Source organism: Rhizobium bangladeshense (assembly GCF_017357245.1).
In the GTDB taxonomy this organism is placed as follows: Bacteria; Pseudomonadota; Alphaproteobacteria; order Rhizobiales; family Rhizobiaceae; genus Rhizobium; species Rhizobium bangladeshense.
In genome coordinates this window covers 2,385,566-2,396,779 of the sequence record NZ_CP071612.1, presented here as the reverse complement: position 1 = coordinate 2,396,779, position 11,214 = coordinate 2,385,566, and the positions used below count along the sequence as shown (strand labels likewise).

Below are 11,214 nucleotides of genomic sequence, written 5' to 3'. Positions count from 1 at the left end.
GCTTCCGCCTTGTCCGGGAACAACTTTGCCGTTACGGCCTTCCATCCCAACCGCGGACGGATAAGCATGTCATTTCAGAGTAGATAGCCGCTTTTTCAAACGGAAGGTATCAAAACACTACCATTATCCACTCACTCGGCAAAGGCGCGTACCATAAACCCGCTCCACCAGTATCGTAGTGACACATCTGGGCTCTGCACACAATTAATGAAGGCTTGAGATTCACGGCTCGTTAACCTGTTGTTAACACCTTTGAATCTGAGGCTCGGCTTAAAAACCAATAATTTAGGGATATTTAACAGACGTTAACCATATGGTGAGATTTCCGCGCCCGATGTGCCGGAATTTAACGCGATGGCCACCCTCCTGACGCAGAACTGTAGCAAGTGCGGACGACATGAGACGGGAGAAATGGCAAATGGCGGCCCAGATGGCAGCATTGAAGATCGTATTCGAGGCGCCGGATAATGCAAAGGGGCCGTGTCCCTCGAAGGTCCGGCCGATCGATCTCGTCCATCTCGCAAAGCAGACGATGGGCGACAAATCGTTGGAAATCGAAGTCCTTCAGATGTTTGCGCGCCAGGCACGGGCGTGCCTTCAAGATATGGCGAGCGGCGAAACCGTGCGTGTCGGGGCGGCCGCTCACCGGCTGAAAGGTGCGGCGAGTTCAGTGGGCGCTTTCCACGTGTCGCAGACGGCTGAGGTCGTCGAGGAGACCGGCGGCGATGCCATCGCGATGGCGGCGCTCGGTGCTGCCGTCCTCGAAGCCGAGAATTTCATTCTCAAGCTCTGCCGCGGCTAACCTCCAAGTCTTCGCTGATCGAATGAGGCCCGTTGTTTCATTGCGGAACCACGGGTCTTTTTGCGACGTCCCAGATGACGCTTTGAAGACGGTGGACGAAGGTCCGATCTGCGAGGTTATGGCGGATTTCCGATTGTTGACTGACGCGTCGAATTATCGGAAGAAAATCCGCCCATCCATTTGAAGACCGGAAATAGTCCTGATGCCTAAACTTACCATCGTCGCCTTCGACGGCACGCGCTTCGACCTCGACGTCGACCAAGGCTCCACCGTTATGGAGAATGCCGTGCGCAATTCGGTGCCCGGCATCGAGGCCGAATGCGGCGGCGCTTGCGCCTGTGCCACCTGTCACGTGTATGTCGACGAGGAATGGACCGAGAAGGTCGGTCAGCCGGAAGCGATGGAAGAGGATATGCTCGACTTCGCCTTCGATGTCCGCCCCACCTCGCGGCTCTCCTGTCAGATTCGGATGAAAGCCGTCTATGATGGGCTCGTAGTGCACGTGCCCGAACGCCAGGCCTGACGGGTTCCGCGCTTCGCCTGGGCATAGCCGGAAATCGGAACCGACTTTCGGAAAGCCCGATGCGCAGATCCTGATTGTCAGAGCGTCCTTTGCGCGTCGAAAGGACGCACGGCGCTCAGAGTGCGAATAGCCGACATCACTCACCACAAAAAAGACGCCTCGCGCGCTGGTGCGAGCGAGGCGAGGCGGGCGCATTACCAACGGATGAGGGAGGAACATCCGCGGCTTCGGAACGCGCCAGGAGAACCCAGCGAGGAAAGTCCAGATGCCGTACCTGAACTTTCGAATGTGTTCATATTAACGCGTTCCGGTTGAGTCTGCCAGGATGAAAAATGACCATTAACACGTTGGGAATGGGGTAAGTTTCGCACAAGTTTCGTTGCGCAGCTAAGTTTTTCTGCTCGTCACCGGCCTTAAAAAGCCTTAGTTTGCGCCGACTCGACCGTTGATTCGATTTTTCAACAGCCGCAACATGCGCTTCTGGAAGTTGACCGCCTCAACCCGGTCGAATCGCGCCTGCAGCCGATCGTGCTCCTCTATACCGCGAGCTGATTCGTTTGAGACGAGCTCCTGCATGGCCTCGCAGCTGCGCTGCTGCGGCAATGCGCGGATGGCGCGCTCCATGGCGCGGGCCTGATCTCTGGCGATCTCGGCATGACGCTCCTCGTGGCGCTTGATGTCGCTCGACAGTGCGTCCCATATCAGCGACAGCTCCTTGCTGGCACCCCTGCGGCTCTTCCAGCGCGGCAGGATGATTTGGGTGTGGACCGTAACCTTGACGTTGCCGACGCGGCATCGGCCATTATCCTGGATATAAGTAGCCTCGCCGCCGAAGCGTATCTTGGTGGCGCCTGGATGGCGCGACGACGAGCCGCTCGCCGTCGGGCCGCGCCGGCTGAGTTCGCGGTCGAGCTCATCCGCGGTTTTGCCGCGGATATCGAAATAGGAATAGCTTTTCGATGCGATCACTTCGGCTGCCGCCGGACTGCCGAGAGAAAGAGCAATGGAAAAGGCGACAGGAAGGCACATATAACGCATTGCAAGCGGCATTCTCAACGCAACCCATGTTGAAATCGACAGGAGCTTGGGGCATAGCCACCGCAAGCGCAATATCGGATGACGGCTTTTTTCGTCATCAATAGGATAAGTCTGGTGACAGGGCTCGAAGGCAGTTTATGGCGTGTGGGCCATGGCCGGGAAATCGAACTCGGCCGTCGCTCGGCGATCATGGCGATCATCAACGTGACGCCGGACTCCTTCTCCGACGGCGGACGTTTTGATACCGTCGATGCCGCCGTCGAACACGCGCTGCAGGCGGTCAGCGACGGTGCCGCGATCGTCGACATCGGCGGTGAATCGACCCGGCCGGGCGCGGCGCCGGTCAGCCCTTCGGAAGAGCAGGCGCGGGTGTTGCCCGTCATCGAGGCGCTACGCGGTCGAACCGAGGCGCTGATCTCGATCGACACCTATCGTGCCGAGACGGCGCGGCTTGCAGTCGGCGCCGGCGCCCATATTGTCAACGACGTCTCCGGACTGCAGAAAGATGCAGGTGTTGCGGATTTGGCCGCGGCCACAGGGGCGGGGCTCTGCATCATGCATACCGGCCGCGACAGGGTCAAACTTGCCGATGTAATCGCTGACCAGGTGCATTTCCTCGAGCGATCGCTTGCGATCGCCGCCGCAGCCGGCGTCAACAGCGACCGGATCGTGCTCGATCCGGGCTTCGGTTTCGCCAAGGAGACTGCGGAGGAGAACATGGAGCTGATGGCGCGGTTTTCCGAACTTTTGCGATTCGGCCTGCCGTTGCTTGCCGGCACGTCACGCAAACGCTTCCTCGGCGCCGTGACGGGGCGCGAGGCGGCGGAGAGGGACGCGGCGACGGCCGCGACCAGCGTGCTGCTCAGGCTTCAAGGGGCTGCGGTTTTCCGGGTGCACAATGTCGCAATCAACAGGGATGCGCTTGATATCGCCGATGCTATGCTCAATGCGCGCCAGGAATTCGAGAGGAAGCGGCCGACATGACCACCTACACGATCACGCTGCAGAACTGCGCCTTCTTCGCGCGCCACGGCGTGCATGACGAAGAGGAATTCCTCGGCCAGCGCTTCTTCGTCGATGCCGAGCTCGATGTCGTCGCGGGCGAGGCGCTGGAAAGCGATTCGATCGACGACACCGTCAATTACGGCATCGCCTTCACGGTGATCGAAGAAATCGTCACCGGCAAGCGACGCTATCTCATCGAAGCCCTGGCGCTCGATATCGCCAGGGGGCTCTGTCAGAAATTCCCACAGGTCCGGCGGGCGAAGATCACGGTGCGCAAGCCGAACGCGCCAGTGCCCGGCGTGCTCGATTTCGTCCAGGTGAGTGTTGAGCACCTTGCGTAAGGCTGCATCGCAATCTGCCACACTCGGTCTCGGCGGCAATATCGGCGATCCGGTAACGGCGATGGCCGCGGCGCTGCAGAGGCTGGATGGGCGCGACGACTGTCGTGTCACCGCCGTATCACGGCTCTATCGCACGCCGCCCTGGGGCAAGACCGACCAATCATTCTTCTTCAATGCTTGCGCTGCCATCGAAACCCGGCTCGCTGCGGAGGCGTTGCTCGATGTCTGCCTTTCGATCGAGCGTGAGATGAAACGCGAGCGTATCGAGCGCTGGGGGCCGCGCACGCTCGATATCGACGTGCTGACCTATGGCGACGTCGTCCAGCAGGCCCCGCGGTTGGAGTTGCCGCATCCTCGTATGACCGATCGCGGTTTCGTCCTGATGCCGCTTGCCGATATCGCCCCTGGGCTCGTTGTCAGGGGCCGGCCGGTCAGCGACTGGCTCCTCGAGGCCGACGTGACCGGCATCGAGGTCGCCGATGTCAGCGGCGAATGGTGGCGGAGCGCCTGAGGCTCTAAAACGTGAAACGGCGGTAAACCCGCCGCTTCAGGAAAACCCCTCATGCAGTCCGTCTACTGGATCGAGCCGACGGCCATTTCATCGACCTGACGGGTCAATGTCAGGCCGATAACCGGTATCATCTGGCTTTCGACCTTGACCGATACGGTGACATTCATCGTCTTGTCATCACGGACGCGAGCGATCATCGCGCCGTTCAGCTTGGCGCGGTTGATGCCGACCACGACAGTATCCTCGGTGACCGCGCCGGAGACAACGTCAAGCCCCTTGCCGGCGGCGCCGTCGAGGAACTTGCCCTTGTAGGTCGAGCCCGACTGCGAGATGACGGCGGTCATCGGCTGCTTGAAGACGCCGACGCGGCAGGTGCCGTCGAGCTTGATGCCGGCAGTGCTGTCGCCGGTCGGTTCACCGGTCAGGTTGCAGGTGAATTTCGTGCCCTTGTACTTGCCGGCGACGATCTCGCCGGGCCCTTTCCAGGAACCGGTGACGGATTCGAAGAAGGCCTTGTCGCGGGTTGCGGCAGTGGCTGCCGGAGCGACGTCTGCGACGGGCGACAATGCCGCGGCGGCGAGGCCGCATACGAAGAGAAACTGGCGCGAATACATGGATTTTCCTTGGCAAACACCACTCACGAACTGCTGCCAAGTTTTGCCGAAGAATGGTTAATCCTTCCTTTCGAATGTGCCGAAATGCGAGGGATTGCGTTTCTCTCCCGCCGCGCGGATTCTAAGATCTGGCAACTATGCTGTTGAATCTGCTCGGTTTCGCCAACTTCACCTACGGGAGGGCGTAAGCTGAGGGATGGTCTCGTCAGTTAAGGATTGTTGCCGCGCGGCGACATTGACGGCGTGAGATCCCCGATAAAATCGCCGATTCCCGGTCGCCTCACCGCACGAAAGGCAAGCGGGCGACACAGATCCATCGCCGCGATTCCGATGCGAGCAGTCATCAGGCCGTTGATAACGCCTTCGCCGAGTCGGGCCGACAGCTTCGATGCCAGCCCATGGCCGAGCACCTGCTGGACGAGACTATCGCCGACTGCGATCGAGCCAGTGACAGCGAGATGGGCCAACACGTCACGCAGCAGGCGGAACATGCCCAGCGTGCCGGGGCGGCCTCCGTAGAGCTCGGCCATGGCGCGGATGAGGCGTACGGACTCGTAGAGCACATAAAGCAGATCGACGATCGCGCGCGGGCTAACGGCGGTGACGATCGAGACGCGCTTGGAGGCGTTGACGATGAGGGCCCGCGCTTTGCGGTCGAGCGGGGCGAGCAGCTCGCGCTCGGCCAGGGCGATCAGATGCGGGGGATCGATGACCTCGCCCTCGGTCGCCGTCAGCGTCGCGCGGCCTTTCGCTGTCTCGGGATTGGCCGCAAGAAGCGTGGTGAGTCGCGCAACGACGGCACGCGCCTTCGCCGGCCGTGTCTCCAGGATCGCCGCCTCTGCTTCGGCCTTGATTTCCTGGACAGCGGCAAGGCGCATCATCCCCGCGGTCTCGCGGATGACGAGGGCAAGTACGGCGAGGATACCGATGGCGAGCACGCCAAGAGCCGCATAACCTAGCCAGTCGGCGCGGGTGAAGAGATCGCGAATCAGCCGGTCGGTCCAGAGGCCGAGCCCGAGCGACAGCAGGATGCCAAAGGCGCCAAGGGCGATCTTGCCGAAGGAGGTGCGCCGCTTGCGCGGCGTTGCCACCGGCACTGCGCTCAGATCCCGATCGGGATTGATGAAGGGATCCTCCTCGTCGGGCGTCAGAACGATGTCGTCCGCGAAGCTTTCCGGTTTGCGCCGGCCTTGCTGTTGCCGGCCGTTGTCGCGCGGCTCGGCAGCCTCATCCTCATAGGCGAAGGCGGCGGGCGGGCGGCGCGGCAAATCGGAAGGGGGCTTACTCATGCGAGACGGTCTCCGAACAGGAACTGCATGGCGCGGTCGAGGCGGATATGGGGTACTGACAGCTTGATGCCGCCGCCGGTCTCCTCCAGATGCGGCGGGCGGAATCTGACGACGTTAACGTCGGGGAGGGTGTCGGCGGTCTCGCCTGAGGCGATTCGATCGAACAGGCTTTCCGGATCCTGCGGCAGGTCTCCGGGGAAAATTGCAGTCTTTCTCTGGCCGTCGAATAGCTCGCCTGCGATGGTTTCGCCCTCCATCGGCGTGCCGACGATGACAGGCAGGTCATGGCCGTTGCGTTTGACCGAAGCCTCGCGCGTGGCGCGCACGGAAGCGAGCGCCATCACATCGATGCCGGCTCCGGCCATGCCGATGCGGGCGATGGCGCGCTCGACGAGGCGGCGGGTCAGCGCATCGAGCCGATCATGGCTCTCATGATGAAGATGGTCGGCTTTGGTGGCGGCGACCAGCACGCGATCGATGCGGCGCCCCAGCAGCGAGGAGAGCAGCGAGTTGGTGCCGGGGCGGAAGCAGGCAAGCACATCGGTCAGCGCGCGTTCCAGATCCTGGACGGCTTCGGGGCCGCGGTTCATTGCCTGCAGCGCGTCGACGAGCACGATCTGGCGGTCGAGCCGGGCGAAGTGCTCGCGGAAGAAGGGTTTGACGACGACGGATTTATAGGCCTCATAGCGTCGCTCCATCATCGTCCAGAGCGAGCCGCGATCGGGACGCGCGCCCGGCGGCAGGACGAGTGGCGCGAAGGTCAGCGCGGGCGAGCCATCGAGATCGCCGGGCAGAAGCAGGCGCCCCGGCGGCAAGGTGGAGAGCGAGCGCTCGTCGGCCTTGCAGGCCTTGAGATAATCGGCAAAGGCGGTGGCAAGCTCGCGGGCCACCATCTCGTCGGCGCCGGCATCGATATCGGCGGCACGTGTCAGCGCCAGCCATTGCCGCGACAGTTCGGAGCGAACGCCGATTTGCGCAAGCGCGATCGTCTCCTCGCTGAAGGCGCGATAGTCCTTGCCGAGCAGCGGCAGGTCGAGCAGCCATTCGCCGGGATAATCGACGATATCGATCGACAGCCGGCCGGGTGAGAACAGGCGGTTCCAGCCGCTGGCGCTCTGATAATCGAGCGTGATGCGCAGTTCGGAAATGGCCCGGGTCGAATCCGGCCAGACGCGGTCCTTCACCAGCGCCCGGATATGATCCTCATATTGAAAGCGGGGCACGGCATCGTCAGGCTGCGGCTCCAGCCGCACGGCGGAAACGCGCCCCGACTGCACCGGCTCGAACAGCGGCAGCCGACCGCCATGCAGGAGATTGTGAACAAGCGAGGAGATGAAGACCGTCTTGCCGGAACGAGAGAGGCCGGTAACGCCGAGCCGCACGGTTGGATTGACGAGGCCGCTTGCCCTGTCGGCGAGATTATCAAACGCGATACGGGCGTCGTCGGCAAGGGATGTCAGGCGTGGCGGCAAGGCGCAATTCCGGTTTGATGACTGCCGGGAATATAGGAAGGCTGCGCCGCACGATAAAGAAGCGGAGCGAAAGACTTCAGACGACTAGGAAATCGATAAGGCGCCAGCGGCCGTCGGACACGTTGAAATCGAGAACCGCTAGGCCTGCAGTCGGGAAGCCGCCGGGAAGTGCGCTCACCATAGCCTCGTGGCCGATCAGCGCCTCCAGCGCCTGCTCGATTGTCGGGTTGTGGCCGACCAACATAACGGCGGCATTATCCTGCGCATCGACGATTTCGACATAGGTATCGACCGTGGCATTGTAGAGCGCGTCGATGTAGCTCACCTCCAGCGCCGCACCCATCGCCCGATGGACGGCATCGGCGGTGTCGCGGCACCGTAGCGCCGTCGAGCTGATCAGAAGATCGGGACGGTAGCCCTTATCAGCGGCCTTGTCGGCGATGATTTCGGCATCGCCATACCCTTTTTCGTTGAGCGGCCGGTCGAAATCGCGCTGTCCGGGTTCGGCCCAGGCGGCCTCGGCATGACGCAGGAGAAAGATTCGATTGGGGGGAGGCAGCGGTACGGTCATGGGCAAATCCAGGATCGGCGGGCCTTTTCAGTAGCGGTTGCGATCATCCGCCGTCAACCGCCAGCCATGCCGCGCCCGCCGAAAACCTGGCTGACAACACGGCGTTTTGAAGGCGAAGCAAAAATTGCGAGCTCGAATAATCATGAGAAAATAGCCCGTTAGCCGAAAATTGTAACAGATTTAAAAATCTGTTTAGCTGTCGTATTTGGCTTGAATCGCGGCTAGCGCTTGGGATATACACCCCGCCAGATGAGATGTTCTTCAGGAGAATCGCGTTGAGTGAGAAGATCGATCTTAGCAATTACGTTCCCTCGGAAGAGGAAGAGTTCATGAACGTAAACCAGCGTGCCTACTTCAGGGCGAAGCTGGTCGCCTGGAAAAACGATATCCTTAGAGAAGCGCGCGAAACACTCGACCATCTGGCTGAGGAAAGCGCAAACCATCCCGATCTCGCCGACAGGGCGTCGTCGGAAACCGACAGGGCGATCGAACTTCGCGCCCGCGACCGGCAGAGAAAGCTGATTTCCAAGATCGACGCGGCGCTGCAGCGCATCGAAGACGGCACCTACGGCTATTGTGAAGAAACCGGCGAACCAATCGGTCTCAAGCGTCTCGACGCCCGTCCGATTGCGACGCTGTCGATCGAGGCGCAGGAGCGCCACGAGCGTCGCGAAAAGGTCTACCGCGACGAATGACAATTCCCATGCAGGCATGAGCCATATTAGCGCCGCGATTTGTTCGCGGCGCTTCTTTGTTGAGCATCTGCCCCGGCGTTTCGAGGTTATAGCGGTGCGCCTGTCGCCAACGCTTTCCAGTAGGGCTCCCGCTCGGCCTCCATGGCGAGATCGATCATGACGAGGGTGCCATTCCTGATGCGCCGCCGCATGATGTCTGCCCGGTCGGGTTCCGTTCGACAGACGCCCTGATCGTAAAGAGCCAGCAGGCGGGAGCGAGATATCTTCAACTCGCCGGCCAGCAACCGATCCAGGCGTATATTCGTGGGAAACGGGGCCATCAGTTCGATCTCGAGGCTCGTCCAGCCTGTGGTCTCGTGCCGTATCTCCTTGGCGATGTCGACTTCGGCGAACTCATCCACGCGCTGTGACTTGCGTCGCAGCGCATCAAGGTTGAATGTTTCCGACCGAATCCAGTCCGGATCGTTGGACTGCAGCGCGCCAAGAATCATTGGATCGATGTCACGGATGTTCCGGCGCTCCAAGATCGGCCGGTTCCATGTCCTTTCGCAGATCAGGCATTTGTAGATAAGCCAGGCGTCGAGCTTGCGACCGTTGGCATTGAGCCGGATCTTGCCGCTGGATCTGAAAGCTCTGAGACTTCCGCATCCGCTGCACGCAATCCATGGCTGCGGCGCCGTCCTGGGAGTGATGGTCCATCGGACCCGGAGTGTCTTGCACATATCGTCTTGGTCTTCCGTTCGGAAGTCCACCAAGATGGTGCATGAGAAGACCCTTGCGGGCGCGGTATGGCGATGTTGTGGGCGGCTGAAGAGCTGAGACAGCGGAGCTGCACATGGCACATGTTAACAATGCCAGACCGGTCTCTCGCCACCACCCGATGAACATGTTCGCATGCCGCCAGCGTGTCGCTTGCAGCAATACGGGTGAAACTGGAGTGAGACCGGTATTTACTTAGGCAAAGTCTACCTCGAATGCGCCGATGCTCTTCGACCTGATCGATAGCAAATGCTTGGCGAGTTAGGGAGCCCTCAAGGGGGTCGCCACCTAAAAGCCGCAGCACTGCGACTTTTATGCAACTTTGCCACGAGGGCCGAAGTGCAGCAACCGGATATGAGCGTTTTCCTACTTGTCGCGATTGACGCTCATTTCACCGAAGATGCGGGCAACTTCTTTTTGCAGTTCGGTATCGGCGCCGGTGATGGGGGCAAGTTCTGGATCGCGGCGCGGGAGGGTGGCTGGCTGCGGTGCGGCCTGGCGGGCCTGGTTTGACGGGACCGGCACGAGGCGCTCGGCTGTCAGATTGTTAGCCATTTCCTGTTCCAATACCCGCTGGAAATCATGGCGAATCGCCGCTGCCGAGTGCGCAGCCGCATCGTCCTCGGCCGTGGCCGGTACCGCGCGCGGCGCCGGCATGTCCGAGACGGAGACCTCGGGCTCGATGCGCTGCTGCGGCAGCACGCGCTGGCGGGCGGCATCCAGAATCTCGGCGGCGCTCGCGGTATCGCGAAATGGCGCCGGTTGCGCGGCGGCGGGAGCGGGGTGACGTTCCCCAGCGCGGGATTGGGGCGGCACAGGGCGGGGAGAATGATCGCGTTCGGCCGATGGAGGTGCCGTCACGGGTTCTGGTGGAAGCGGGCTGGTGGCCACCGGTGGCGGCACGATAGGTGGGGCCGAAGGCTCGGGCCGCGAACGCTGCTCCGGAGCGGCGGGCGCTGCGAAGGAGGGCTCGGCTGCCGGCTCGGCGCGGGGTGTGGTCGGCGCACGGGCCGCGGAAACAGGTGGTGTTTCCGGCCGCGGGACTGTTATCGGCCGCTCCGCGGCCGGCTCCGGGCGATAGACGCTTTCCGGCTGTTCGGCCGTCTCCGCCAGAATGCGGCTTTCGATGACGATATCGGTCGGGCCGCCGATCATGATGAGATGCTCGACATCGTCTCGGCGCACCAGCACCAGCCGGCGGCGGGCATCGACGGCGGCCGCATCCAGGACCTGCAGGCGGGGCTGACGGTTGCGGCCGCCGCGTACGAAGGGCGACGGAGCGCGGCCTCGGATCAGCCAAAGTGCGAGAATGAGCAGGAGGAGCGCCAGGCCGACGCCACCGGCCGCAAGCAGGAAATTGCTGCCATAGTCTGCGACAAGATCATCGAACATAGTCACTCACTCCATTTCACATTCGGCACATATTGACGACTTTTCCGTTTCTTAGGCAAGGGCCGCCGGTTCTGTCCAGCGATGCGCGAAGGCGATCTCGTGTCATGCCGAATTGCAGCTACGGGCTTCCTACGCGGGCAGCTGTCGCGGGCATCAGGGCGCAGATGGCGCTCTTGCCTGTGAATTCAAGCGGTCTTGCCGG

General features: G+C 61.8%; 13 protein-coding genes. 6 read left to right on the top strand and 7 right to left on the bottom strand.

The window, feature by feature from the left end; translation table 11 throughout:
- The first annotated feature begins 418 nt into the window (after nt 1-418).
- Both J2J98_RS11725 and J2J98_RS11720 read left to right on the top strand, forming a co-directional pair.
- Nucleotides 419-802 carry an Hpt domain-containing protein gene (locus J2J98_RS11725; protein WP_082930498.1) on the top strand — a complete coding sequence of 128 codons (384 nt, stop codon included), beginning with the start codon at nt 419-421 and terminating at the stop codon, nt 800-802.
- A gap of 202 nt (nt 803-1,004) precedes the next feature.
- Nucleotides 1,005-1,325: a 2Fe-2S iron-sulfur cluster-binding protein gene (locus J2J98_RS11720; RefSeq protein ID WP_003540151.1), complete on the top strand. Its 321-nt coding sequence runs from the start codon at nt 1,005-1,007 to the stop codon at nt 1,323-1,325.
- Between the two features lie 423 nt (nt 1,326-1,748).
- On the opposite strand, the gene J2J98_RS11715 is transcribed toward J2J98_RS11720, so the two are convergent.
- The gene (locus J2J98_RS11715) at nt 1,749-2,375 is read right to left on the bottom strand and encodes a DUF922 domain-containing Zn-dependent protease (RefSeq protein ID WP_207601131.1); all 627 of its coding nucleotides are present in this window, start codon (nt 2,373-2,375) and stop codon (nt 1,749-1,751) included.
- A 102-nt stretch (nt 2,376-2,477) separates the two neighbouring features.
- Here J2J98_RS11715 and folP point away from each other — a divergent pair, with 102 nt between their 5' ends.
- From folP to folK, 3 genes are read left to right on the top strand one after another with little or no spacing between them, the layout of a single operon-like run.
- On the top strand, nt 2,478-3,347 hold the full coding sequence (gene folP, locus J2J98_RS11710) for a dihydropteroate synthase (RefSeq protein WP_207601130.1): 870 nt from the start codon (nt 2,478-2,480) through the stop codon (nt 3,345-3,347).
- Complete coding sequence (folB, locus tag J2J98_RS11705) at nt 3,344-3,709, top strand: dihydroneopterin aldolase (RefSeq protein WP_207601129.1); 366 nt, start codon at nt 3,344-3,346, stop codon at nt 3,707-3,709. Before folP ends, folB begins: the two co-directional genes overlap by 4 nt.
- Nucleotides 3,702-4,220: a 2-amino-4-hydroxy-6-hydroxymethyldihydropteridine diphosphokinase gene (gene folK, locus J2J98_RS11700; protein ID WP_207603116.1), complete on the top strand. Its 519-nt coding sequence runs from the start codon at nt 3,702-3,704 to the stop codon at nt 4,218-4,220. Before folB ends, folK begins: the two co-directional genes overlap by 8 nt.
- 62 nt (nt 4,221-4,282) lie before the next feature.
- On the opposite strand, the gene J2J98_RS11695 is transcribed toward folK, so the two are convergent.
- From J2J98_RS11695 to J2J98_RS11680, 4 genes are all read right to left on the bottom strand, one after another.
- The gene (locus J2J98_RS11695) at nt 4,283-4,834 is read right to left on the bottom strand and encodes a hypothetical protein (protein ID WP_064705144.1); all 552 of its coding nucleotides are present in this window, start codon (nt 4,832-4,834) and stop codon (nt 4,283-4,285) included.
- 209 nt (nt 4,835-5,043) lie between these two features.
- Nucleotides 5,044-6,123, bottom strand: coding sequence for a YcjF family protein (locus tag J2J98_RS11690; RefSeq protein ID WP_207601128.1), 1,080 nt, complete (start codon nt 6,121-6,123; stop codon nt 5,044-5,046).
- The gene (locus J2J98_RS11685) at nt 6,120-7,595 is read right to left on the bottom strand and encodes a YcjX family GTP-binding protein (RefSeq protein WP_207601127.1); all 1,476 of its coding nucleotides are present in this window, start codon (nt 7,593-7,595) and stop codon (nt 6,120-6,122) included. Before J2J98_RS11685 ends, J2J98_RS11690 begins: the two co-directional genes overlap by 4 nt.
- A gap of 76 nt (nt 7,596-7,671) precedes the next feature.
- On the bottom strand, nt 7,672-8,166 hold the full coding sequence (locus tag J2J98_RS11680) for a SixA phosphatase family protein (protein ID WP_207601126.1): 495 nt from the start codon (nt 8,164-8,166) through the stop codon (nt 7,672-7,674).
- Nucleotides 8,167-8,441: 275 nt separating this feature from the next.
- On the opposite strand from J2J98_RS11680, the gene dksA reads away from it, so the two are divergent.
- A complete protein-coding gene (gene dksA / locus J2J98_RS11675) occupies nt 8,442-8,861 on the top strand; it encodes an RNA polymerase-binding protein DksA (RefSeq protein ID WP_008525884.1) in 420 nt (139 codons plus the stop codon).
- 86 nt (nt 8,862-8,947) lie between these two features.
- On the opposite strand, the gene J2J98_RS11670 is transcribed toward dksA, so the two are convergent.
- Together J2J98_RS11670 and J2J98_RS11665 are read right to left on the bottom strand one after the other, a co-directional pair.
- Complete coding sequence (locus J2J98_RS11670) at nt 8,948-9,583, bottom strand: DUF1062 domain-containing protein (protein ID WP_207601125.1); 636 nt, start codon at nt 9,581-9,583, stop codon at nt 8,948-8,950.
- Between the two features lie 403 nt (nt 9,584-9,986).
- Nucleotides 9,987-11,012 carry a flagellar biosynthetic protein FliO gene (locus J2J98_RS11665; protein ID WP_171049261.1) on the bottom strand — a complete coding sequence of 342 codons (1,026 nt, stop codon included), beginning with the start codon at nt 11,010-11,012 and terminating at the stop codon, nt 9,987-9,989.
- Between the last annotated feature and the right edge of the window lie 202 nt (nt 11,013-11,214).

What these genes read in the sequence shown, in the direction of transcription:
- J2J98_RS11715 (WP_207601131.1), bottom strand. Translation starts at nt 2,375, where the DNA reads ATGCCGCTTGCAATGCGTTATATGTGCCTTCCTGTCGCCTTTTCCATT.
- J2J98_RS11725 (WP_082930498.1), top strand. Translation starts at nt 419, where the DNA reads ATGGCGGCCCAGATGGCAGCATTGAAGATCGTATTCGAGGCGCCGGAT.
- J2J98_RS11680 (WP_207601126.1), bottom strand. Translation starts at nt 8,166, where the DNA reads ATGACCGTACCGCTGCCTCCCCCCAATCGAATCTTTCTCCTGCGTCAT.
- J2J98_RS11690 (WP_207601128.1), bottom strand. Translation starts at nt 6,123, where the DNA reads ATGAGTAAGCCCCCTTCCGATTTGCCGCGCCGCCCGCCCGCCGCCTTC.
- folB (WP_207601129.1), top strand. Translation starts at nt 3,344, where the DNA reads ATGACCACCTACACGATCACGCTGCAGAACTGCGCCTTCTTCGCGCGC.
- J2J98_RS11695 (WP_064705144.1), bottom strand. Translation starts at nt 4,834, where the DNA reads ATGTATTCGCGCCAGTTTCTCTTCGTATGCGGCCTCGCCGCCGCGGCA.
- J2J98_RS11720 (WP_003540151.1), top strand. Translation starts at nt 1,005, where the DNA reads ATGCCTAAACTTACCATCGTCGCCTTCGACGGCACGCGCTTCGACCTC.
- J2J98_RS11670 (WP_207601125.1), bottom strand. Translation starts at nt 9,583, where the DNA reads ATGTGCAAGACACTCCGGGTCCGATGGACCATCACTCCCAGGACGGCG.
- J2J98_RS11665 (WP_171049261.1), bottom strand. Translation starts at nt 11,012, where the DNA reads ATGTTCGATGATCTTGTCGCAGACTATGGCAGCAATTTCCTGCTTGCG.